General features: G+C 71.1%; 24 protein-coding genes and 1 tRNA gene. 5 read left to right on the top strand and 20 right to left on the bottom strand.

Annotated elements, in window-relative coordinates:
• Positions 1 to 118: 118 nt before the first annotated feature.
• From thrB to LPW41_RS06190, 5 genes are all read right to left on the bottom strand, one after another.
• On the bottom strand, positions 119 to 1,051 hold the full coding sequence (gene thrB / locus LPW41_RS06210) for a homoserine kinase (RefSeq protein WP_144828588.1): 933 nt from the start codon (positions 1,049 to 1,051) through the stop codon (positions 119 to 121).
• Positions 1,048 to 2,130 carry a threonine synthase gene (gene thrC, locus LPW41_RS06205; RefSeq protein WP_144828591.1) on the bottom strand — a complete coding sequence of 361 codons (1,083 nt, stop codon included), beginning with the start codon at positions 2,128 to 2,130 and terminating at the stop codon, positions 1,048 to 1,050. Before thrC ends, thrB begins: the two co-directional genes overlap by 4 nt.
• 1 nt (position 2,131) lies before the next feature.
• The gene (locus LPW41_RS06200; protein WP_230704356.1) at positions 2,132 to 3,499 is read right to left on the bottom strand and encodes a homoserine dehydrogenase; all 1,368 of its coding nucleotides are present in this window, start codon (positions 3,497 to 3,499) and stop codon (positions 2,132 to 2,134) included.
• The gene (gene lysA, locus LPW41_RS06195; protein WP_187358350.1) at positions 3,496 to 4,926 is read right to left on the bottom strand and encodes a diaminopimelate decarboxylase; all 1,431 of its coding nucleotides are present in this window, start codon (positions 4,924 to 4,926) and stop codon (positions 3,496 to 3,498) included. Before lysA ends, LPW41_RS06200 begins: the two co-directional genes overlap by 4 nt.
• A 137-nt stretch (positions 4,927 to 5,063) precedes the next feature.
• Complete coding sequence (locus tag LPW41_RS06190) at positions 5,064 to 7,358, bottom strand: M60 family metallopeptidase (protein WP_230704355.1); 2,295 nt, start codon at positions 7,356 to 7,358, stop codon at positions 5,064 to 5,066.
• Between the two features lie 221 nt (positions 7,359 to 7,579).
• On the opposite strand from LPW41_RS06190, the gene LPW41_RS06185 reads away from it, so the two are divergent.
• On the top strand, positions 7,580 to 8,665 hold the full coding sequence (locus LPW41_RS06185) for a hypothetical protein (RefSeq protein WP_230704354.1): 1,086 nt from the start codon (positions 7,580 to 7,582) through the stop codon (positions 8,663 to 8,665).
• Between the two features lie 25 nt (positions 8,666 to 8,690).
• On the opposite strand, the gene LPW41_RS06180 is transcribed toward LPW41_RS06185, so the two are convergent.
• The 6 genes from LPW41_RS06180 to LPW41_RS06155 are packed head-to-tail and all read right to left on the bottom strand — an operon-like array spanning position 8,691 to position 13,987.
• Entirely contained in the window at positions 8,691 to 9,473 is a 783-nt protein-coding gene (locus LPW41_RS06180; RefSeq protein WP_230704353.1) for a DUF2993 domain-containing protein, read from the bottom strand.
• A 2-nt stretch (positions 9,474 to 9,475) separates the two neighbouring features.
• Positions 9,476 to 11,140 (bottom strand): arginine--tRNA ligase, encoded by a 1,665-nt coding sequence (locus tag LPW41_RS06175; RefSeq protein ID WP_230704352.1) that lies wholly within the window; start codon positions 11,138 to 11,140, stop codon positions 9,476 to 9,478.
• Positions 11,141 to 11,188: 48 nt separating this feature from the next.
• The gene (locus LPW41_RS06170) at positions 11,189 to 11,992 is read right to left on the bottom strand and encodes a transglutaminase family protein (protein WP_144828612.1); all 804 of its coding nucleotides are present in this window, start codon (positions 11,990 to 11,992) and stop codon (positions 11,189 to 11,191) included.
• Positions 11,993 to 12,046: 54 nt separating this feature from the next.
• Entirely contained in the window at positions 12,047 to 12,547 is a 501-nt protein-coding gene (locus LPW41_RS06165) for a hypothetical protein (RefSeq protein WP_230704351.1), read from the bottom strand.
• The gene (locus tag LPW41_RS06160) at positions 12,544 to 13,701 is read right to left on the bottom strand and encodes a serine/threonine-protein kinase (protein ID WP_230704350.1); all 1,158 of its coding nucleotides are present in this window, start codon (positions 13,699 to 13,701) and stop codon (positions 12,544 to 12,546) included. Before LPW41_RS06160 ends, LPW41_RS06165 begins: the two co-directional genes overlap by 4 nt.
• 31 nt (positions 13,702 to 13,732) lie before the next feature.
• Entirely contained in the window at positions 13,733 to 13,987 is a 255-nt protein-coding gene (locus LPW41_RS06155; protein WP_144828621.1) for a DUF6458 family protein, read from the bottom strand.
• A 109-nt stretch (positions 13,988 to 14,096) separates the two neighbouring features.
• Here LPW41_RS06155 and LPW41_RS06150 point away from each other — a divergent pair, with 109 nt between their 5' ends.
• Complete coding sequence (locus LPW41_RS06150; RefSeq protein ID WP_230704349.1) at positions 14,097 to 14,303, top strand: DUF2188 domain-containing protein; 207 nt, start codon at positions 14,097 to 14,099, stop codon at positions 14,301 to 14,303.
• Positions 14,304 to 14,356: 53 nt separating this feature from the next.
• On the opposite strand, the gene LPW41_RS06145 is transcribed toward LPW41_RS06150, so the two are convergent.
• The 8 genes from LPW41_RS06145 to LPW41_RS06110 all read right to left on the bottom strand — a co-directional run bounded on the left by LPW41_RS06145 (position 14,357) and on the right by LPW41_RS06110 (position 18,412).
• Positions 14,357 to 14,429 (bottom strand) — tRNA-Arg (locus LPW41_RS06145).
• A 91-nt stretch (positions 14,430 to 14,520) separates the two neighbouring features.
• On the bottom strand, positions 14,521 to 14,691 hold the full coding sequence (locus tag LPW41_RS06140) for a hypothetical protein (protein ID WP_230704348.1): 171 nt from the start codon (positions 14,689 to 14,691) through the stop codon (positions 14,521 to 14,523).
• 83 nt (positions 14,692 to 14,774) lie between these two features.
• Positions 14,775 to 15,224: a hypothetical protein gene (locus LPW41_RS06135; protein ID WP_144828624.1), complete on the bottom strand. Its 450-nt coding sequence runs from the start codon at positions 15,222 to 15,224 to the stop codon at positions 14,775 to 14,777.
• A gap of 65 nt (positions 15,225 to 15,289) precedes the next feature.
• Entirely contained in the window at positions 15,290 to 15,583 is a 294-nt protein-coding gene (locus LPW41_RS06130; RefSeq protein WP_154095978.1) for a hypothetical protein, read from the bottom strand.
• Positions 15,584 to 15,740: 157 nt separating this feature from the next.
• On the bottom strand, positions 15,741 to 16,910 hold the full coding sequence (locus LPW41_RS06125; protein WP_230704347.1) for an RtcB family protein: 1,170 nt from the start codon (positions 16,908 to 16,910) through the stop codon (positions 15,741 to 15,743).
• A gap of 351 nt (positions 16,911 to 17,261) precedes the next feature.
• The gene (locus LPW41_RS06120; protein ID WP_186325385.1) at positions 17,262 to 17,615 is read right to left on the bottom strand and encodes a hypothetical protein; all 354 of its coding nucleotides are present in this window, start codon (positions 17,613 to 17,615) and stop codon (positions 17,262 to 17,264) included.
• 69 nt (positions 17,616 to 17,684) lie between these two features.
• Positions 17,685 to 17,822 carry a hypothetical protein gene (locus tag LPW41_RS06115; RefSeq protein WP_186325386.1) on the bottom strand — a complete coding sequence of 46 codons (138 nt, stop codon included), beginning with the start codon at positions 17,820 to 17,822 and terminating at the stop codon, positions 17,685 to 17,687.
• A 38-nt stretch (positions 17,823 to 17,860) separates the two neighbouring features.
• Positions 17,861 to 18,412, bottom strand: coding sequence for a MarR family winged helix-turn-helix transcriptional regulator (locus LPW41_RS06110; RefSeq protein WP_144828634.1), 552 nt, complete (start codon positions 18,410 to 18,412; stop codon positions 17,861 to 17,863).
• 115 nt (positions 18,413 to 18,527) lie between these two features.
• Here LPW41_RS06110 and LPW41_RS06105 point away from each other — a divergent pair, with 115 nt between their 5' ends.
• The 3 genes from LPW41_RS06105 (at position 18,528) to LPW41_RS06095 (ending at position 19,576) form a co-directional block, all read left to right on the top strand.
• Entirely contained in the window at positions 18,528 to 18,908 is a 381-nt protein-coding gene (locus LPW41_RS06105) for a hypothetical protein (RefSeq protein ID WP_144828637.1), read from the top strand.
• Between the two features lies 1 nt (position 18,909).
• Positions 18,910 to 19,245, top strand: coding sequence for a hypothetical protein (locus tag LPW41_RS06100; protein ID WP_144828640.1), 336 nt, complete (start codon positions 18,910 to 18,912; stop codon positions 19,243 to 19,245).
• 190 nt (positions 19,246 to 19,435) lie between these two features.
• Positions 19,436 to 19,576: a hypothetical protein gene (locus LPW41_RS06095; protein ID WP_186325387.1), complete on the top strand. Its 141-nt coding sequence runs from the start codon at positions 19,436 to 19,438 to the stop codon at positions 19,574 to 19,576.
• Positions 19,577 to 19,592: 16 nt separating this feature from the next.
• On the opposite strand, the gene LPW41_RS06090 is transcribed toward LPW41_RS06095, so the two are convergent.
• The gene (locus LPW41_RS06090; RefSeq protein WP_154095981.1) at positions 19,593 to 20,663 is read right to left on the bottom strand and encodes a spore photoproduct lyase family protein; all 1,071 of its coding nucleotides are present in this window, start codon (positions 20,661 to 20,663) and stop codon (positions 19,593 to 19,595) included.
• Position 20,664 lies beyond the last annotated feature (1 nt).

The following is a 20,664-nucleotide window of genomic DNA, read 5'->3' as shown; positions in this document are numbered from 1 at the left end:
CGCGTCGTCGTGCAGATCGCAGACGACGGACACCAGCGGTTCGGGAGACTGCAGCCGATACCGGGTTCGCGATGTGTTGCGGATTTCGCAGGTGGTGCAGAGGCTCAGATTCGCGAATTTACGCGGAACCCTCTGCGTTTTTCACTGTACCACCCTTGACGTCGACGGCGAGCATGAGCGCCTGCCACGGGGTGTCGACGACGGATGCCATAAGATCCGCGGCCGCGAGTCGCTGTCCCGGCCCGTCGGCGAGGACGAGCACGCTCGGTCCGGCACCGGACACGACCGCGGCGTACCCCTCCGCGCGGAGGGCGCGCACGAGCCGGTCGGTCTCGGGCATGGCCTGCGCGCGGTAGTTCTGGTGCAGCTTGTCTTCGGTGGCCGCCATGAGCAGCTCGGGGCTCTGCGTCATCGCCGCGATCAGCAGCGCCGAGCGCGAGACGTTGAACACCGCGTCTTCCCGCGGCACCTGCAGCGGCTGGAGGCTGCGCGCGACCGCCGTCGACATCGTGAAGCTCGGCACGAGCACGAGGGGCGACACACCGCGGTGCACGATCAGCTGCTTGTGCTGGGGGCCGGCGGCATCCATCCACGCGATCGTGAGACCGCCGAACAGCCCGGGGGCCACGTTGTCGGGGTGGCCCTCCATCTCGGTCGCGAGGCGCAGCAGGTCGACGTCGCTGAATGCGACCTCGCCCTCGAGCAGACCCTTCGCGGCCAGGATGCCGGCGACCACGGCCGCACCGGACGAGCCCATGCCCCGCCCGTGCGGGATGACGTTGTGCGCGGTGAGGCGGAGCCCCGGCAGGGTGCGGCCGACCGAGGCGTACGTGTGCGCCATCGCGCGCACGACGAGGTGCGACGCATCGCGCGGCACCTCGGCGACCCCTTCGCCCTCGACCTCGATCTCGAGGCGGTCGCCCTCGAGCTGCTCGACGACGAGTTCGTCGTAGACGCTCAGTGCGAGGCCGAGGGTGTCGAAGCCGGGCCCGAGGTTCGCGCTGGTGGCGGGAACCCGGACGGCGACCCGACGGCCGGGGCCTGAACTCACGCGGTCACCGGCTGCAGGTCGAGCACGGAGGCGACCTCCGAGGTGGCGGCGTCGACGACGGTCGGCTGCACGTCGGTGCCGTCGGACTTGCGCAGGGCCCACTGGGGGTCCTTCAAGCCGTGGCCGGTGACGGTGAGCACGACCTTCGCGCCGGCGGGCACGATGCCGGCCTCGGCGCGCTCGAGCAGACCCGCGACGCTGATGGCCGAAGCGGGCTCGACGAAGATGCCCACCTCGCCGGCGAGGATCTTCTGCGCTTCGAGGATGCGCGCGTCGTCGATCGCGCCGAAGTAGCCGTCGGTGGCCTCGCGGGCTTCGAGGGCGAGATCCCACGACGCGGGGTTGCCGATGCGGATGGCGCTGGCGATCGTCTCGGGCTGCCTGACGACCTCGCCGCGCACGAGCGGGGCAGAACCCTCGGCCTGGAAGCCGAACATGCGGGGCACGCGCGTGGCGACGCCGCGGGCGGCCTCTTCGCGGTAGCCGCGCGAGTACGCGGTGTAGTTGCCGGCGTTGCCGACGGGGATGAAGTGGAAGTCGGGGGCGTCGCCCAGAACCTCGACGACCTCGTAGGCGGCGGTCTTCTGCCCCTCGATGCGGTCGGGGTTCACCGAGTTGACCAGGTGCACCGGGTAGTGGTCGGCGAGCTCTCGCGCGATCTCGAGGCAGTCGTCGAAGTTGCCGCGGATCTGGATGAGCCGGCCGTTGTGCGCCACCGCCTGGCTGAGCTTGCCCATGGCGATCTTGCCCTCGGGCACGAGCACCGCGGCGGTGATGCCGGCGTGGGCGGCGTAGGCCGCGGCCGAGGCCGAGGTGTTGCCGGTCGAGGCGCAGATGACGGCCTTGGCGCCGTGCTCGACGGCGCGCGAGAGGGCCACGGTCATGCCGCGATCCTTGAAGGAGCCCGTCGGGTTCATGCCCTCGTACTTCACCCACACGTCGGCGCCGGTGCGACGCGACAGCGCGGGTGCGGGCAGCAACGGAGTGCCGCCCTCGCCCAGGGTGACGACGGTGGAGGCGTCGGTGACACCCAGACGGTCGGCGTATTCGCGGAGGACTCCGCCCCAGAGGTGTGCCATGTCAGTTCCCTTCCACACGCAGCACGGAGACCACGCGCTCGACGACGCCGCTCGCGGCGAGACGCTCGACGGTCTCGCTCAAATCCTGCTCGCGGGCCTTGTGTGTTCCGATGACCAGGCGGGCCGATCCCGCGCCGGTCGCTGAGCCTTGCGCTTCGTTCGCTGAGCCCGTCGAAGCGACGGCACCCGAAGATGCCTCGATGACGGTCTGCTCGACGGTCGCGATCGACACGCGACCCTCGCTGAGGATGCCCGCGACGGTGGCCAGCACGCCCGGCTGGTCGTCGACCTCGAGCGTGATCTGGTAGCGCGTGATGACGTGCCCGATCGGCACGGCGGGCAGGTTGGCACGGGTCGACTCACCCACGCCGATGCCGCCGGCGATGTGGCGGCGCGCGGCCGAGACCACGTCGCCGAGCACGGCCGAGGCGGTCTGCACGCCGCCGGCGCCGGCGCCGTAGAACATCAGGTCGCCCGCGGCCTCGGCCTGCACGAAGACGGCGTTGTTCGCACCGTGGACGCTCGCCAGCGGGTGCGTGCGCTCGACGAGCGCGGGGTACACGCGCACCGAGATCGACTCACCGCGGCCGTTCTCGCCGGCCAGGCGCTCGCACACGGCGAGGAGCTTGATGACATAACCCGCGTGCCGGGCCGACTCGATCATCGCGGCGTCGACCGTGGTGATGCCCTCGCGGTGCACGGCGTCGAGCGGGACGGTGGTGTGGAAGGCGAGGCTCGCGAGGATCGCGGCCTTCTGCGCGGCGTCGTAGCCCTCGACGTCGGCGGTGGGGTCGGCCTCGGCGTACCCGAGGGCCTGCGCCTGGGCGAGCACGTCGCCGAAGTCGGCGCCCTCGGTGTCCATGCGGTCGAGGATGTAGTTCGTCGTGCCGTTGACGATGCCCATGATGCGCACGACCCGGTCGCCGGCGAGCGAGTCGCGCAGCGGTCGGATGATGGGGATGGCACCCGCGGCGGCGGCTTCGTAGTAGACCTCGGCGCCCACCTGGTCGGCGGCCTCGAACACCTCGGAGCCGTGGGTGGCCAGCAGCGCCTTGTTGGCGGTGACGACGTCGGCGCCCGACGCGATCGCGTGCAGCACCTGCGTGCGGGCGGGCTCGATGCCGCCCATGAGCTCGATGACGATGTCGCTGCCGACGATCAGGGTGTCGGCGTCGGTGGTGAACAGCTCGCGCGGCAGGTCGACGTCGCGCTTGGCGTCGAGGTCGCGCACGGCGATACCGGCGAGTTCGAGCTTCGCGCCCGCGCGGTCGGCGAGCTCGTCGCCGTGCCTGAGAAGCAGGTCGGCGACCTGCGAGCCGACGGCGCCGGCGCCGAGGAGCGCCACGCGGAGCGTGCGGTAGTCGGTCATTCGGTGTCTCCGTGGGGTGTTTTCGTGGGGGCGGATGCCGGGATCCCGGCGTCGCGCGCGAGCAGGTCGTCGATGCTCTCGCCGTGGACGATCACGCGGGCCCGACCGTCGCGCACGGCGACGACCGGCGGACGCGGGGTGTAGTTGTAGTTGCTCGCGAGCGAGAAGCAGTAGGCACCGGTGGCGGGCACGGCCAGCAGGTCGCCCGGGGTGACGTCGGAGGGGAGGTACTCGGCATCCACCACGATGTCGCCCGACTCGCAGTGGTGGCCGACGACGCGCGAGAGCGCCGGGGTCGCGCCGCTCGTGCGCGAGACCAGCCGCGCCGAGAAGTCGGCGCCGTACAGGGCGGGCCGGGCGTTGTCGCTCATGCCGCCGTCGACGCTGACGTAGGTGCGGTCGAGGTTCTCACCCGCCGTTACGGTCTTGACCGTGCCGACCTCGTAGAGGGTGATGCCGGCCTGACCGACGATGACGCGACCGGGCTCGGTGGCGACGTCGGGCATGGGGATGCCGCGCACCGCGCACTCGTCGGCGATGGCGTCGACGATGCCGTCGGCGATCTCTTCGATGGGCTTCGGGTCGTCGACCGAGGTGTACGAGATGCCGAAGCCGCCGCCGACGTTGAGCAGGGGGATCTCTCCCCCGGCCAGCAGGTCGGCGTGCAGGTCGACCAGGCGTGCGGCCGACTCGCGGAAGCCCGAGGAGTCGAAGATCTGCGAGCCGATGTGGGCGTGCAGACCGACGAAGCGCAGGCTCGACAGCTCGCGGATGCGGGCCACGGCTTCGGCCGCCCCCTCGAGCGAGAAGCCGAACTTCTGGTCTTCGTGGGCGGTGGCGAGGAACGCGTGGGTCTCGGCGTGCACGCCCGTGCGCACGCGCACGAGCACCGACTGCACGGCGCCACGACGCTCGGCGATCGCGGCGAGACGTTCGATCTCGATCGGGCTGTCGACGACGACCGAGCCGATCCCCACTTCGACGGCGCGTTCGAGCTCGGACACGCTCTTGTTGTTGCCGTGGAAGCCCAGGCGTGCCGGGTCGGCACCGGCGGCGAGCGCGACTTCGAGCTCACCGCGCGTGCAGACGTCGACCGCGAGTCCTTCGTCGACGACCCAGCGCACGACCTCGGTCGAGAGGAACGCCTTGCCGGCGTAGTACACGCGGGCCCGGATGCCGTGGCGCGCAGCCGCGGCGTCGAAGGCGGCGCGAGCGCGACGCGCGTGGGCGCGCACCTCGTTCTCGTCGAGCACGTAGAGGGGGGTGCCGAATCGGTCGCGGAGGTCGAACACCGACACCCCGCCGACCTCGACGGAGCCGTCGGCGACGCGATGCGCGGACGAGGGCCAAACGGAGGCGACGAGCTCGTTCGCTTCGGCCGGGGCGGTGAGCCAGGCGGGCACGAGCGCGGAGTGCGAGGCGGACACAGGGGGACCAATCGGGTTTTGCGGCGACGCGGCGGCCGCGGATCACGGCTCCCACCCGCGCGGAGAGTCACGCGGCGGGCAGTCCTTGCAGTCTAGGGCACGTCGTATGCCGCACCTTTCCCACGCCGGGGCGACGGTCACACCACGAAACGCCCACCCCGGATCGCGAGGGTCTGCGGCCGCGTGGTCACCGCGTCGACCCGGACGCTGTCGCGGTACACGCGCACGCGGTCGACCTCCGCGGCGTTCACGACGAGGACGAAGCCGTCGGCCACGGGGAAGCCGTCGAGGGCGGTCACGACCTTGTCGTGCGTCTCGTCGCCGTTCACCGACACGCTCACGAGCTCGGCGCCGTCGGCATCCGTCAGGGTGAGCTCGTAGTAGAGCCGCCCCTGGAAGTAGTAGTCGTGCGGGCGGATGCCGGTGGAGGTCGCGGTCAGGTGGGTTCCGTCGCGACTGATCCCGACCCACCCGGCGAGCCAGTCCATGATGCCGACGAACTGCAGTCCCGAGGTGACGCTGACGGGTGCGGGACGCCACAGCGCCTCGAGCGTGCCGTCGGCGCTCTGCAGCACCACCGTGACGCGGCCGTCGGTTCCGACGTCCTTCGCCGTCGACTCGGCGGCGACGACCGCGCTCGTCGCCCCGCCGAGCGTGGACAGGCCGGTCACGCGACCGGACGAGCCGTCGTGCTCGCCCAGGTCGATCGTCCCGTCGACGAGCGAGAGCGATCCGACGGGCAGGTCGTAGCCGACGGAGCGCTCCACGACCGCGTCGTGGGAGTCGACGGCCGCCCAGATCGGGTTCTGCAGCGCGGGGTACGCCGAGAGGGACGACAGCACGGATGCCGACAGGGGCACGCCCCACTCGGTGAAGAACGGACCCAGGTCGCGGTCGGCGACCCGCGACGCGATCTCGGCGAAGAGGTCTTTCTTGTCCTGGTCGGGCTCGGGCATCGACAGCCCGCGGATTCGCCGAACGCGATACTCCTCGTTCAGCGCGGGATAGAAGGCGTCGCCGAAGGATCGGCGGAGCTGCTCGAACAGGTAGAGGCCGAGGAACGGATCGTCGGCGGTCAGCTGCGCGTGGTCGCGCTCGTCGAGCGGGCGGGCGAGGTACTGCGCGGCGCGGTCCTTGCGGTCGGCCTCGTCGTCGAGGCGGTTCTGCCCGGTCAGCCGGTTCTGCAGGGCGAGGGCCGAGATGTTGACAGTGACCTCCATCAGCCCGCTCCACCGGTACGCGGGCGCCTGGAAGGTGTGACCGACCTCGTGCCAGATCCCCCAGCTATCGGTGTCGGTCAGCAGGGTCTCGCTGGCCCCGGTGTCGACCTGGAAGCACACCCACTGGCTGGTGGCGAACGCCCATCCGCCGCCGGAGTCGGGCCCGCCGAAGTACACGCGACCCGGGTACTTGCGCGCGACCCCGACCGCGGCGCGCGAGAGCCCGTAGACGTCGCAGGTGTACGCCACGACCCGGTCCAGGCGCAGGACGACGTCGGCCGAATCCCACGCCACGCCACGCGAGGCGAGGTCGTCGATCACCCGTCGCTGCACGTCGGCGAAGGCCCGCTCCCCCACCAGCGTCACGGCCGGCGCGGCCGCCCACGCGGCGAGCTGGGCGGCGAACTCGTCGGGCTTGGTCTGATCCTTCACCCACACCGGGTGCGGGGCTCCACCGGAGATCGTCAGCGCTCCGGAGCGTTCGGTGGAGCCGTTGCGGACGAAGACGAGGCCGTCCTGGGGTGCGGTGATGCTCTGGGCACCCGGCGACAGGGCGATCACGCTGAGGTCCTGCTGCTGTCCCGCGTTGAAGGCGCGCCACGGCCCTCGCACCCCGATCACGAGCGACATGCCGGCGGGCGCGTCGGCTGCGACGACGACGTCGAGCGCGTCGCCTGCGAAGACGTACCGCCCGGTCGGCTGCAGGTCGCTGTGGGCGAACTGGCGGTTCTCGACCGCGGCGACGGCGTCTTGGCTCCCGTGCGCGAGCGCGATCACACGCGTGGTCGCGCCCGAGGAGTCGTGCGTCGAGGCCCGCGGCGCCCGCACCTCGAACGCGCAGCTCGCGGTTCCCGAGGCGGCGGCCACAGAGAGGGTGCCCCCGCCCGCCGCGGCGTCGCCGCGGACGCGCAGGGTCGTTTCGTACACCCCGGTCGCGTCGGTCAGACCCGTGGGCTGGTCGATGACCCCCTGGCCGGGGTCGCCCAGCGCGAGCACGACGGGCCGTCCCCCGAGCGGCGCGCCGTCGTCGTCGGGGCTCGTGACGCGCACCGCGACCACCTCGTCGGGATAGGCCCACGCGGGAGAGGTCGTCACCGTCCAGCCGCGCACGGCGCTCGAGGTCGACGCGGGCGCGGCCGCGACGGCGGCCACCGCGGGGACGGCCCAGGCGCCGGCGGCGAGCACGCTGCGGCGGGTGAGGGGGATGCTCATCGATCGGCCTCCGGATCGGGGTCGGCCCGTCGCGGGAGGTCCGGTGGGCGCGGGGCAGCATACGGCCGCGCGCCCCGCGGTCGCCTTCGGCGCCGCCGCGGAACGCTGCAGCGATCGCGGACCAAGGCGACACCACCCGCGGGTGAGGCCGCGGGCGATGCGCGGGCACCCCCCTGCGGGCGGGCGACGACCGCGTGTGGACCGCGACCTAGGGTGGCCCGGTGTCGTCCTGCCCCACCGTGCCCCCGCTCCTCGTCGACGCCGTCGGATCACGCGTGGCGATCGACCATTCAGGGCTCGACCCCGACGCCCGGGCCGCGGTCGAGAGCGCGTGGCGCGACGCCCGCAGCCGTGACGTCGTCACTGCCGACGCCACGGTCGTCGCCGACCCATCGGTCTCCCGCGCACGCATGCTCTCCGACCTGTCGAGCGCCGTCACGCAGGCCGCGATCGTCGCCGGGCGCGGAAAGCGCTGGATGCTGCACGCGGCGGGCCTTGAGGCCTCCGACGGACGCGTGATCGTGCTGGTCGGCGCCTCGGGTGCGGGCAAGACCACCGCGACGCGCACCCTCGCCCGTCGGTGGGGGTACGTCTCGGACGAGACGGTCGGTATCGACCTCGACGGCACCGTGCATCCCTACCGCAAGCCGCTGTCGATCATCACCGACGGCCACGAGGTCAAAGTGCAGCGCGCCCCCGGCGACCTCGACCTGCGCGGGCTCGAGTCGACCCGTCTGCGGGTGGGCCGCATCGTGCTGCTCGACCGCCGCGCCGACCTGCGGCGAGCCCGACTGGTGCCCGTGTCACCGGCCGAGGCCCTCACCGCCTGCGCCCCGCACTCGAGCGCCATCACCTCTCTGCCGCGTCCGCTGCACGCGATCACGCGTCACCTCGACGCCACCGGGGGCGCACTCCGGGCGGAGTACACCGAGGCGGAGCAGCTGCTCGCGCTGTGCGACGACCTCGACCTCGCGGCCGCGCCGATCGAGCGGCCCCCGCTCAACGACGTTCCGTTGCGGGTCGCAGAGGCGACGGGAGGTCCGCGATATCGACTGGCGGATGCCGTGGACTCCCTGTCGTTCGACGACGGGCGCCTCGCCGTGCTCACCGCCACCTCCGCGGGGGCGGGCACCCTGCGCGTGCTGGCCGGGCTGGCTCCTTCGCTGTGGAAGGCCGCCGACGGCGCGACGCTGGACGCCCTTGAGGACGCGGTGATGCACGGTCTCGGCGACGAGACGGCGGGTTCCGCGGTGCGCGGCATCCTGGATCAGCTCGTCGAGGCCGAACTGCTGCACGTCGAGGCCTGACGCGCCCGCGGCGCGCGAGAGCGTCTCAGCCGCAGCTGCCGTCGGCCTGCAGCGCGGGGTCGTCGAGGATGCCGCCGGCGACGTCGAAGGTCGCGACGAGGTCCTGCCCCTGCACGGTCGCCGAGGTGAGGGTGAGCCCGGCCGGAAGGCGATCGGCGATGCACAGGCTCTGCGTCTGCACGAGCGGGTCGGCGATGCCGCCGAACTGACCGCGGAGGGTGTCGGCATCGATCGCGTTGCCGCCCACCGAGAAGGCGGAGGGCGTGAGCGTCAGGTCGCCCTCGGCCGCACCGGGAGACACCGTGGCCCCGATGGGGATGGCGATGCCGAACAGCGACAGCGAGGTCTCGAACGTCACGTCGGGGGCGGCCACGGTGACGGTGCCCGAGGGGAAGTCGGGGATCTGCGCGAGCAGCGACCGCAACTGGTCCTGGTCCAACCTCACCGAGGCGACTCCCCCGTCGGCCGCCGACGCACCCGACACGGGGACTCCGCGCAGCTCCACGCGCACGTCCCCGGTGATCGGGCCGAGGGTGACGTCGTCGGACGACACCGTGACGTCGTCGAGCCGCCCCGTGATGACCTGCGGCAGCACGAGGCCGCTCACCTGCACGTCGACGTCCTGATCGGCGGGGAGGCCGACGTGCTCGACCACGAGCGTGCGGACCGTGCCGGTCACGACCGAGCGCGCGATGAACTCCGCCGCCACGACCGCGGCGACCAGCAGCACCACGACCACGACGAGCACCGCGATCCATCGCCCACGACGGCGGCGGGGCGCTCGGTCGGGGGCCGCGGCGTCGGTCATCGTTACATCCGCTCCGGAGCGCTGACGCCGAGCAGGTCGAGGCCGTTGCGCAGCACCTGACCGGTGGCGTCGTTCAGCCACAGGCGCGTGCGGTGCACGGGTTCGACCGGGGCGTCGCCGAGCGGGATGACGCGGCAGTTGTCGTACCAGCGGTGGTAGAGACCCGCGAGCTCCTCGAGGTAGCGCGCGACGCGGTGCGGCTCGCGCACCTCGGCGGCGTAGGCGACGATGCGCGGGTACTCCTGCAGCGCGCCCAGCAGAGCCGATTCGGTCTCGTGGGCGAGGAGCTCGGGGGCGAACTCCGAGCGGTCGACACCCGAATCCGCGGCGTTGCGGGCAACGTTGTACGTGCGGGCGTGCGCGTACTGCACGTAGAAGACGGGGTTGTCGTTCGTGCGCTTCTGCAGGATCTCGGGGTCGAGCGTCAGCGGCGAATCGGCCGGGTAACGCGCGAGCGAGTACCGCAGGGCGTCGGTGCCGAGCCAGGCCTGCAGGTCGTCGAGCTCGACGATGTTCCCCGCTCGCTTCGACAGGCGCGCGCCGTTGATCGACACGAGCTGACCGATGAGCACCTCGATGTCCTTGTCGGGGTCGTCTCCCGCCGCACCCGCGAGGGCCTTGAGGCGGTGGACGTAGCCGTGGTGGTCGGCGCCGAGCAGGTAGATCTTGTGCGCGAAACCGCGGTCGCCCTTGTTGAGGTAGTACGCGGCATCGGCGGCGAAGTAGGTGTACTCGCCGTTCGAGCGCCGGATGACGCGGTTCTTGTCGTCGCCGAAGTCGGTCGTGCGCACCCACACGGCGTCGTCCTCGTCGAAGACGTGCCCCTGCTCGCGCAGGCGGTCGACGGCCTCGTCGACCAGGCTCGGCTGGCCCTCGATCCGCGCGTGCAGGTCGCGCTCCGAGAACCAGACGTCGAAGTGCACGTTGAAGCGCGCGAGCGAGGCCTGGATCTCGCCGAGCTGGAATCCGTAGGCCAGCTCGGTGGCGACGGAGATCTGCTCGGCGCGATCGAGGTCGAGGATGTCGGTGCGGGCGGCCTGCACGCGCTCCGCGAGAGCCGCGATGTACGCTCCGCCGTACCCGTCCTCGGGAGTCGGCTCGCCCGCGATGGCCGCGACGACGGAGCGACCGAAGCGCTCCATCTGGGCGCCGGCGTCGTTGATGTAGAACTCGCGCACCAGGGTCGCGCCGCTGGCCAGCAGCACGCGGGCGATCGCGTCACCCAGGGCCGCCCAGCGGGTGTGGCCGATGTGCAGCGGCCCGGTGGGGTTGGCGCTGACGAACTCGAGGTTGATCGTGTTGCCGCGCTGGGTGTCGTTCGTGCCGAACGCCGCTCCCTGCTCGACGATGAGCTTCGCCAGCGCGCCCGCCGCAGCGGCGTCGAGGCGGATGTTGATGAAGCCGGGGCCGGCCACCTCGACGCTCGCGATGCCGTCGACGGCCTCGAGGCCCGCGGCGATCTCGGCCGCGAACTCGCGCGGGTTCGCCCCGACGACCTTCGACAGCTTCAGGGCGGCGTTGGACGCCCAGTCGCCGTGGTCGCGGTTCTTCGGCCGCTCCAGCGGCAGATCGGCGGCGGTCAGCCCCGCCGACGAGCCCTCGCGTCGCGCCTCGGCGAGCGGAGCGATGACGGCGAGAAGGGCGGCGGAGAGGGCTGCAGGATCCATAACCCTGCAATTCTAGGCGGAGCGGACGACCCGACCCTCCGTTCGCCCTCAGGCGATCTGCACCAGGCCGCGGTGGTCGTCGGGCCCGACGGGGGCCTCGTCTTCGAGCACCGCATCGACGCGCATGCTCTCGAGGCCGACGTACCCGCCGTGATAGCTGAGGAAGGCGCAGTCCGCGGCGTCGCGCCCGGTCGCGATCCGCACCAGCGACCGGCGGTCCGACAGGCGCGTCGCGTCGATGACGTGCCACTGTCCGTCGAGGTACGCCTCGGCGACCGCGTGGAAGTCCATGGGCACCAGGCCCGGCGCGTAGCAGGCGGCGTAGCGGGCGGGAACGTCCATCGCGCGCAGCAGGGCGATCACGAGGTGCGCGTAGTCGCGGCACACGCCTTGACCGCTCGCCAGCGTGGTGACGGCGCTGTCGGTGCCGAGGCTGAGTCCGGGCGAATACGTGACGGTGGATGCCACGAACTCCGACACCGCGTCGATCAGGTCGGCGCCGACCAGTCCGCGGAACTGGCGACGGGCCTGCCCGAAGACCTCATCGGACTGGCAGTACCGACTCGGACGGAGGTAGGCGATGGTGTCGAGCGCGCTCGTCGCCGGCGGCGTGGCTTGCGCGTCGATGACGGCCTCGTACCGGATGCTCAGCGGACCCTGGTCGCCGATCAGCCGGTGCAGACGACTCCCGGCGGCGTCGACGAGCTCGGTGGCCGCCCACGTGAGGTCACCCCTCGAGAAGGTCAGCGTCTCCTCCGAGAGCGGCACGCCGCGCGCAGCGGTGATCTGGAAGATGAGGTCGACGGACGTCCCCAGATCGAGGTCGAGTTCGGCGGTCACGCGGCGCGGCACCGAGCAATCCTCGCACGCGGTGCGCACCGCACGGGCCGCCGCGACGAGCGGGCTTCAGCCCTTCTTGCCCGGACCACCGCCGGGCCCGCCGCCGTCTTTGCCGGGACCCTTGTCTTTGCCGTTGTCCCCGGGCCCGGGCGCCTTGTCGGCGGGGCCGTCGTTCGACGAATCGTCGCCGCCGTCGTCGGTCACCGTGTCCTGCTGATCGTCGGTGCTGGACTCGGTGGTCTGCGAGGGTTCGGGCGTCGGCGTGGGGGTCGACGCCGGAGCCGGGACCAGCGAGGTGAGGTCGGCGCGAACGGTGGCGATGCGCGTGAGGATGGCGTCGGCCTCGTCGGCCGTGATCTCCCCCGCGTCGCGGCGCGCGGTGACCTCGGCCTCGAGGGCGTCGAGGCTCGTCAGGGCCGTCGAGTAGTCGCCCGTCGAGGCCTGCTCGGCGACCGTCTGCACGCTCTGCTGCCACGCGGTCGGCGTCGCGGCGGGCGGGGTGCAGCCCGCGAGCACGAACACCGCCGCGACGGTCACGACGACCGCGGGAAGTCCGTGTCGCCTCACGGGGCCACCTCGTCGTAGAGGTCGTTCATGTGCTGGTCGAGGGGCTGCGGCAGTGTCGGCAGAGCGGGTTCGCTCGCGGCGCCCGCGTTGGTCATCGCGACGGCGGCGGTGATTCCCCCCGCGACCAGGACGGCGGCGACGACCGCGCCGATGATCAGCGAGCGCCGCGACGGACGCCGGTCCGACCGCGGCTCCGTCGCCCGACCCGCATCGCGAGGCGCCGGTTCGAAGATGCGCGTCGGCGCGGTCGACCCGGGCAGGGTCCGCGTCTGCGCGTCGGCCTCCGTCGAGGGCGGCGGCACCGCCACATCGGACAGGGTGCGCAGGGCGACGATGAGGCCCGTGGCATCCGGTCTCTCGCTCGCTTCGATCGCCGTCATGCGCTCGAGCACCTCGCGCCACGCATGCGGGAGGTTCGCGGGAAGGTCGGGGGCCGAGACCAGTCGGGCCGCGAGCGCCTCGTGCGGCGTGCGCGAGCCGAACGGACGCTTCCCCGTGAGCGCCTCGAGCAGCACCAGGCCCAGCGAGTACACGTCGCTCGCGGGGGCGGCGGGCATGCCCCGCGCCTGCTCGGGGCTGAGGTAGGCGGCGGTGCCGATGACGGTGTCGGCCTTGGTCATGCGCGTCGCACCGACCAGGGAGGCGATGCCGAAGTCGGCGAGGGTGGCCCGGGGCATCTCGCCCGTGTGGGCGGCGGGGCGGATGAGGATGTTCGACGGCTTCACGTCGCGGTGGACGATGCCGCGGCCGTGGATGACCGCGAACGCCTCGGCGATCTCGCGCCCGATGCTCGCGACCTCCGGGCCGGGGAGTGGTCCGCGCTCGATCCGCTCCGCGAGGGTCGGGCCCGCGATGAGCTCCATCGCGAGGTACGCCGGAGTCGCGTCGAGCTTGGCGTCGTAGAGGGTGACGAGCGAGGGGTGCGAGAGAGAGGCCAACAGCCGGATCTCGGACCGCACCCGCGCCACGTCGGAAGGGTCGGCACCGTCGCCGTCGATGACCTTCAGCGCGAGCGTGCGCTCGAGCGCGGTGTCGACCGCCTCGTACACGCACGCGTAACCGCCCCGGCCGAGGGTACGGCCGAGACGGTAGCGACCGTCGAACAGATCGTCGACGGCAGGGTCGTAGGCGACGGTGGGTGTCGGTTCGCTCATGGGTGTCCTCCGGGGCGGCGGCCCCGCCGCGTCACACGAGGGGGTCGTTGTCGGAGCGCGTGGTCGAACGAGTGACCTGTGCGCCCCCGACGCCTTCGGTGCGGGTGACCGTGTCGGTCTGACGGCGACGGACGAGCATGACCACACCGATGAGGAAGACGACGACGCCCGCACCCATCATGATGTAGCCGATCGTGGTCAGATCGACGAACTGGTTGGGCAGATCCACCGCGAACGCGAGGATGGCGCCGATGACGAACAGCGCGATGCCGGCTCCGATGCTCATGATGAACCCCTTTCGAAGGTGCCCCCAGCATGGCAAGGACGGGGCGGATGCCGTATGCGCTTGACAACGGCTGTCAAGAGCGGTGCGGCTCCCGGCACGGGGGTGTGACATGGATGCCATGAGCCAGAACGACGTGACCACCCGATCCAACCGCGGCCAGTGGGAGAACTCCGTGGAGGGACGCCCCGAACTCTCGGCGAGCTTCTCGAGCCGGGAGGAGGCGGTCGATCAGGGTCGCGCCGTCGCCGACGAACTCGGTTCGCAGCACGTCGTCGAAGACGCCGAGCCGACCGGAGCCGTCACCGACGAGGACTGACCGCCCGGAGGACGACGAAGGCCGCGATCGATGCGATCGCGGCCTTTCCTCGGTGCCCCCGACAGGAATCGAACCTGCGACCTTTGGTACCGGAAACCAACGCTCTATCCCCTGAGCTACGGAGGCGGACCGGTCAAGGCTATCACCGCGCCCGGCGCCACCCCGACGCGGATCGGTGCCGCGGGGCGTGCGATCGCACCACCCCGCGGCATCCGGATCACTCGTCGCCGATGACGCCGATGCCGGTGGCCTGGTGGTCGGCGTTGGGGTCGTCCTTCGACGGCGCCTTGGCCTCTTCGTCGACGTCGTTCTCCTGGCTGGGCTTGACCGTGTCGTCGTCGCCGAGGTCGGCGGCGTCGTCGGGGGTGGAGTTCTGCTTGTCGCTCATGCGGGTCCCTTCGTCGCGTGGACCCCCAGCCTCGCAACCGCGACCCGGCGGAGGCACCGGCTTGACCGCGACCGCCGCCGGCTCTAACGCCCGAAGAGTCCCCGCACGCGTCGACCGATGGCCTGCGTGAGGATAACCTGCCGGCCGTTCACGTCGACCGTGAGCGTGGAGCCGGCCAGGCCCCGGCCGCGCACCGGCTCGGCGTCACCGCGCACGTAGGCCTCGGCGACGTCGACGTACACCGCGAGCAACTGCGCGCTCTGGTCCTTCGACGAGTTCGCATCGACGATCTGCACGCGATGGCCGGTGTCGGTCTCGACCGAGAACCAGCGCGACCCGGGGGTCGACACCAGCGCCCACCTGTCACCGCGGGCGAACCGCGCCCACGCGGCGCCGTCGCGCAGCTCGGTCGTCACCGCCAGATCGGCCTGCGCGAGCGCGAGCACCTCGAGCATGGCCAGCGCCTCGGCGGCAGTGACGTAGTCGCCGCGGTCGGCGCTCAGCCCACCCCACTCGAACCGGCGTTCGCTCATGCCGTCGCCTCCTCGCCGCACGCTCTCGACAGAGCGTAACCCCGCTCGAGACGGCCGGCGTCGACTCAGGCGGGCCGCAGGCTGTCGTCGGGGTGCAGGCTGCGCAACGGCACGGAGCCGTCGACGATCGCCTGCAGAGCTCGCGGACTGACCTCGAGCTCGGCCGAGATGGTCTCGATCGCGGCTCCCGACGACACGGCTTCGCGCAGGGCCGTCTCGGCCTCGCGGGACGCGGCGTCGACCTCCCCCGCCGAGCTGAGGACGAACGCCGACAGGCGTTCCCTCGCGAGACGGATCCACGCGCGCTGTCGTTCTCGCCGGTCGGCGACCTGCTGTGGTGACACGGACTCAGGTGACATGGTTCGCACTCCAGGGGGGAAGTGACGGCCCGCGCGGCTTCGCAAGCTCCCTTCCATGCTCACCGACCGAGGACGCTCCCGCATCCTCCGGAAGAACGACATTCGGAGGATCGCAGACGGATGCCACGGGCGCTCGCTCGCGCCCGTGGCATCCGGTTCAGTCGCCCTTCACGTTGACGATCTGCCGCAGCACGTGTCGCACGCTCACCAGGTCGGCGGCGTCGGCCATGACCCGGTCGATCGGCTTGTAGGCCTGCGGGATCTCGTCGAGGAAGGCGTCGGTGTCGCGGTACTCGATGCCGCGCATCGCCTCACGCAGCTGCTCGTGCGTGAAGGTCTTTCGCGCGGCCGACCGGGAGTACTCCCGGCCCGCCCCGTGCGGCGACGAGTTGAGCGACACCGGGTCGCCCCTCCCCTCCACCACGTACGACGCGGTGCCCATCGACCCCGGGATCAGGCCCGGCCGACCTTCGTCGGCCATGATCGCGCCCTTGCGCGAGACCCACACCCGCTTGCCGAAGTGCATCTCGGACTCGGAGAAGTTGTGGTGGCAGTTGATCCGCTCGCGCTCTTCGACAGGGGTGTCGAGGAACCGACCGAGCTGGTTCGCGACGCGGTCCATCATCTCTTCGCGGTTGAGCAGCGCGAAGTGCTGGGCCCACCGCAGTTCGCGGATGTACCGCGAGAACTCCGGCGTGCCCTCGACCAGGTACGCGAGGTCGGGATGCGGCAGCTCGATCCACCACTGCCTCGCCAGGCGCTGCGCGACACCGATGTGGTGCTTCGCGATGCGGTTGCCGATGCCCCGCGACCCGGAGTGCAGGAACATCCACACGTCGTCGTTCTCGTCGAGCGAGATCTCGATGAAGTGGTTGCCGCTGCCGAGCGACCCCAGCTGGTGACGCCAGTGCCCCGCGTACGACGCCGGATCGAACTCGGCCTTCTCGGCGCGGTCTTCGAGCTCGGCGATGCGCGGTTCGGCGGTCGCGACGATCTTGCGGTTGTCGCGGCCGGCCGACAGCGGGATGGCGCGCTCGATCTGCTGACGCAGCTCGGACAGGTCGCGTCCGTCGAGGTCGGCGGCGGTGAACTGCGTCTTGACGGCGATCATGCCGCAGCCGATGTCGACGCCGACGGCGGCCGGCATGATCGCCCCGAGCGTGGGGATGACCGAGCCGACCGTCGCGCCGAGGCCGAGGTGGGCGTCGGGCATGAGGGCGATGTGGGGGTGGATGAACGGCATCCGCGACGAGGTGCGGGCCTGTTCGACGGTCTTGTCGTCGATCAGGCTCGCCCACGACACGAGTCGTTCGGTGAGCTTCTGCATGGTTCCTTTCCTTCGTGCGATGACGTCGTGTGGGTGTCCCGTAGACGTCGCGGGAGCGGCCTCGGATCGAGACGCCTCCCCCACGAGGGAAAGAGAAAAGCCCCGACCTGACGGTGCGGGGCGTGAGCAAATGAGCTCTAGACGACCGGCGCCGGAGGGTACGACGAGAGAGGGAACGACTTGTTCGTTCCCTGCTGCTCCTGACGCAGATCGCGCATGGCGGTCATCGTCTCGTCCTCTCGGCCTTCCGTGCCGGCGGCACGGACTTGCGAACATAACGGATGCCTCCGCGGCGGGCAAGCATCGATTCGTTGCTCACCCGCGCGGCGGCGGAAATCAGCCGGTGCGTTCTCAGGCCTGGGTGGGCTGATCGAAGTCCCAGTCGATGGGCTCGTCGTCGGCGTGAGGATCGGGGTCGACGGCGCGCAGGTGCGGTCGGGGGAACAGCCGGTGCTCCTTCAGCTCCTTCGCAGCGTGCGAGAAGTCGGGCTGCTCGTCATCCCACTCGAGGGGTGCCGACAAGACGTCGTTGCCGACGCCGATCACGAGCTCAGCCTGTGCGACTTTCTTGTCGTCGGTCACGATCGGAATGCTCACGGCCTCGGCCTGGCCCTCCTTGGCGACCGCCGCGGTCAGCTCGACCAGTGACGCCGCGACGTCGTCGGTCGTGATCACGGTCTCGCCGGCATAAGTCACGCATCGCATGCTGCAACACTGCGGCCTCGCGCCCCGCACCGCCGGTGGGTTGCCTCGCGACTCCCCGTGCAGTACGGCTCAGTCGCGACGCTGCGTCGTGCGGAACATGGCCTCGTCGAGCTCGAACCACACCGCCCGCACGGTGTCGAACTCGCCGAAGGGTGCGGGCTGCGGGTCACTGAGGGAGAGGCGGTAACCGCGGGGCAGATCATCCACGTGCTGTCCGTCGCGCGGGCCGCCGACGAGCACATAGATCACGGCGAATCGACCGCCGGGGTCTCGACCGCGACGCCGTCGACGGCGTCGCTCATGCGCTGCAGGAACGCCACGACCGCTGCGGACTCGTCGGGCGTCATGTCGATGACGGCGGCGAGCATGCGGTCGTGCATGTTGCCGAGCGTCTGTCGCACCTCGGCGTGAGCGCGCGGGGTGGCCTGGATGAAGATGCTGCGGCGGTCGTCGGGGTTGTTCGACCGCGTGATGTGACCCGACCGCTCGAGACGGTCGAGGATCGCCGTGGTCGATGCGGTGGAGAGCCCGAGATACCTCGTCAGCTCCCCCGGCCGCACCCGCCGCGTGGAGTCGCGAAGCAGGTAGCGCAGCACGAGCAATTCGTTCTCGCCCATCGACATGGAGTCGCGGGTACGACGACGCATCGCCACCTCGGCGGCGCGATAGATGCGCAAAGCCTCGAGCACCGCTTTGCTGCGGTGTCGTCGATCGCTCGGCTCGTCTCCGTACCAGTAGGTGACCTCGTCGGTTCCCGTGGGCGTGAGTCCGCGGGACGTGGTTTCGACGTCTGTCATGACACACTCCTCCCCGCTCTTCCCGGAACTGTACACCCGAAATAATAGTTAGACAAACTAGTTACTAATCGAGTATGTTCTAAACACAGCTAATCGCTTCCGAAGGGAGTTCCCCATGGGCCACCTGTACTACGGCACCGCAACCGAGTCGATCCAGATCCCGGACCGCCTGCTGTCCCACCTCAAGGTCGTCGTCACGACCAAGCTCCGCCGCAGCGAGAGCTTCACCCTCAGCTGGACGCACGTCGACGGCACCCCCGGCCGCTCCACCCTCTGGCTCCAGCCGGCGATCCCGATGCGCTTCGTCTTCGACAGCGCCGAGCCGGAGACCCTCAACGCCACCGTGCTGAAGAACATGGCCGACATGGCCAACTCCTCCGCCGGCCTGGTGGTCGACCTCCGCGTCGACATCCCCACCAGCGAGGCGTCGCCTCGTGTCAACCCCACGCGAACGACGGCACCTGCGCGTCGCCGCTCGCTGTCTGTGGCGGCCTGAGATGACCACGGCATCCATCCCCTCCACCCTCGGCGCCGCTCGCGTGCTCTGGGCCAACGTCGACACCGGATTCTGGGTCGCCCACCGCGGCGGCGAGTACTTCGGTTGCGTCGACGCCGTTTCGGGCGGGTATGTCTCGCGCGACGCGCACGGCATTCCGATCGGGCGCTACGACGCCCTGAGCGCCGCGAAGGCTTCGCTGCGCACCACCTCCCACCCCGCGAACACCGCCCGTCGACACCGCTTCGAGCGTGCGAGCGTGTTGACGGCGACCGCGGTCGGCGGCACCGCCCTGGCTTTCGCCCTGACCGCCGGCGCCCTCGCGCCGCTGCTGTGATCGCGATGGGCGACATGGACCTGCGCGACGACGTCGACGACTTCGAGGAGGCGGCGACCGCCGACTTCCGCGAGCGCTACGGCGTCACCCCGCTCTGACCCCCGACGTGTCCGAAGAGGCGCGTCGACCCCCTTGTCACCCGGGCGCCCGCGTGCGAGCGTCGCCGATACGTCGAACGCGAGGAGAAGCGATGACCACCCACGACAAGAGCACGCCCGACCACGATTCCGCCGGCGCGGGCAGCGAATCGCCCGAAGAGGGCGCGGCCGCCCAGCACGACGCCGACGAAGCGGCGACGACCGAGGGCTCGCCCGCCGGCGACATCAGCTGACCGCCGCAACGCGTCGTCAGAAGGCGTAGCGCACCCGGCAGTACGGCAGCTTGCGCGCCACCAGCTCCGTCAGCGCGGCGACGCTCTGCGCCTTCAGCGGGTGGCGATAACGCACGTTCGTCGCGCCGTTCTGCGACACCTTCTCTTCTTGGACCTCGGGCGTCCACAGCAGGTCTTCGCCCTTCGGGTGCCACCCGAGGTTGACCTCGTGAAGCGCCTCGTTGTGCGTGAGGAAGATGATCTCGCACGCGAGTTGCGCCTTGGCGCGCGCGTGCAGCGCCGCGTCGAGCTCGTCGAACAGTTGCTCCCAGTCGGCGAGCCAGGTGGGCGTGAGGATGACGGGCGAGAAGTTGACGTGCACCTCGAAGCCCGCGTCGACGAAGTCGTTGATCGCGGCGATGCGCTCCGACATCGGCGTGGTCCGCAGGTCGGTGACGCGGGCCGTGCCGGCCGGCATGAGCGAGAACCGCACGCGGGTGCGACCCGCGGGATCCCACGCGAGAAGATCGCGATTGACGAACTTCGTCGCGAACGACGCCTTCGCCGTCGGCATCATGCGGAACAGGTCGCACACGTCGCGGACGTTCTCGCTGATCATCGCGTCGACCGAGCAATCGCCGTTCTCGCCGATGTCGTACACCCACGCGTCGGGGTCGCACTGGTTCGGCTCGGTCTTGGCCCCGCGCGCCGCCACATGGCGCGCGAGGTGGCGCGAGATCTGCTCGACGTTGGCGAACACCGTGATGGGGTTGCTGTAGCCCTTGCGTCGCGGAACGTAGCAATAGCTGCAGGCCATCGCGCACCCGTTCGAGAGCGACGGCGCGATGAAGTCCGCCGAGCGGCCGTTCACCCGCGTGACGACGCTCTTCTTGACCCCGAGCACGAGCGCCTCGGTCTTGATGCGCACCCACCGGGCGACGTTGGTCTCGTCGCCGTGCACCTCGGGGATCTGCCAGTGCGAGGTGATCGGCACGATGTCGGCCTCGGGCCAGCGTGCCACGATCTCGCGCCCGCGTTCGAGCTCGAGAGCGGCGTCTTCGGCGTAGATGCGGGTGACCCGCAACAGGTTCTCGCGTTCGACGGCCATG

Source organism: Microbacterium sp. JC 701 (assembly GCF_021026215.1).
GTDB lineage: Bacteria > Actinomycetota > Actinomycetes > Actinomycetales > Microbacteriaceae > Microbacterium > Microbacterium algihabitans.
This window is presented reverse-complemented; position numbering and strand designations above follow the sequence as displayed.

What these genes read in the sequence shown, in the direction of transcription:
- LPW41_RS06110 (WP_144828634.1), bottom strand. Translation starts at nt 18,412, where the DNA reads ATGACAGACGTCGAAACCACGTCCCGCGGACTCACGCCCACGGGAACC.
- LPW41_RS06180 (WP_230704353.1), bottom strand. Translation starts at nt 9,473, where the DNA reads ATGACCGACGCCGCGGCCCCCGACCGAGCGCCCCGCCGCCGTCGTGGG.
- LPW41_RS06200 (WP_230704356.1), bottom strand. Translation starts at nt 3,499, where the DNA reads ATGACCGACTACCGCACGCTCCGCGTGGCGCTCCTCGGCGCCGGCGCC.
- LPW41_RS06125 (WP_230704347.1), bottom strand. Translation starts at nt 16,910, where the DNA reads ATGCAGAAGCTCACCGAACGACTCGTGTCGTGGGCGAGCCTGATCGAC.
- thrC (WP_144828591.1), bottom strand. Translation starts at nt 2,130, where the DNA reads ATGGCACACCTCTGGGGCGGAGTCCTCCGCGAATACGCCGACCGTCTG.
- LPW41_RS06160 (WP_230704350.1), bottom strand. Translation starts at nt 13,701, where the DNA reads ATGAGCGAACCGACACCCACCGTCGCCTACGACCCTGCCGTCGACGAT.
- LPW41_RS06175 (WP_230704352.1), bottom strand. Translation starts at nt 11,140, where the DNA reads ATGGATCCTGCAGCCCTCTCCGCCGCCCTTCTCGCCGTCATCGCTCCG.
- LPW41_RS06090 (WP_154095981.1), bottom strand. Translation starts at nt 20,663, where the DNA reads ATGGCCGTCGAACGCGAGAACCTGTTGCGGGTCACCCGCATCTACGCC.
- LPW41_RS06100 (WP_144828640.1), top strand. Translation starts at nt 18,910, where the DNA reads ATGACCACGGCATCCATCCCCTCCACCCTCGGCGCCGCTCGCGTGCTC.
- LPW41_RS06095 (WP_186325387.1), top strand. Translation starts at nt 19,436, where the DNA reads ATGACCACCCACGACAAGAGCACGCCCGACCACGATTCCGCCGGCGCG.
- LPW41_RS06155 (WP_144828621.1), bottom strand. Translation starts at nt 13,987, where the DNA reads ATGAGCATCGGAGCCGGCATCGCGCTGTTCGTCATCGGCGCCATCCTC.
- LPW41_RS06190 (WP_230704355.1), bottom strand. Translation starts at nt 7,358, where the DNA reads ATGAGCATCCCCCTCACCCGCCGCAGCGTGCTCGCCGCCGGCGCCTGG.
- LPW41_RS06150 (WP_230704349.1), top strand. Translation starts at nt 14,097, where the DNA reads ATGGATGCCATGAGCCAGAACGACGTGACCACCCGATCCAACCGCGGC.
- LPW41_RS06140 (WP_230704348.1), bottom strand. Translation starts at nt 14,691, where the DNA reads ATGAGCGACAAGCAGAACTCCACCCCCGACGACGCCGCCGACCTCGGC.
- LPW41_RS06105 (WP_144828637.1), top strand. Translation starts at nt 18,528, where the DNA reads ATGGGCCACCTGTACTACGGCACCGCAACCGAGTCGATCCAGATCCCG.
- LPW41_RS06130 (WP_154095978.1), bottom strand. Translation starts at nt 15,583, where the DNA reads ATGTCACCTGAGTCCGTGTCACCACAGCAGGTCGCCGACCGGCGAGAA.
- LPW41_RS06120 (WP_186325385.1), bottom strand. Translation starts at nt 17,615, where the DNA reads ATGCGATGCGTGACTTATGCCGGCGAGACCGTGATCACGACCGACGAC.
- LPW41_RS06135 (WP_144828624.1), bottom strand. Translation starts at nt 15,224, where the DNA reads ATGAGCGAACGCCGGTTCGAGTGGGGTGGGCTGAGCGCCGACCGCGGC.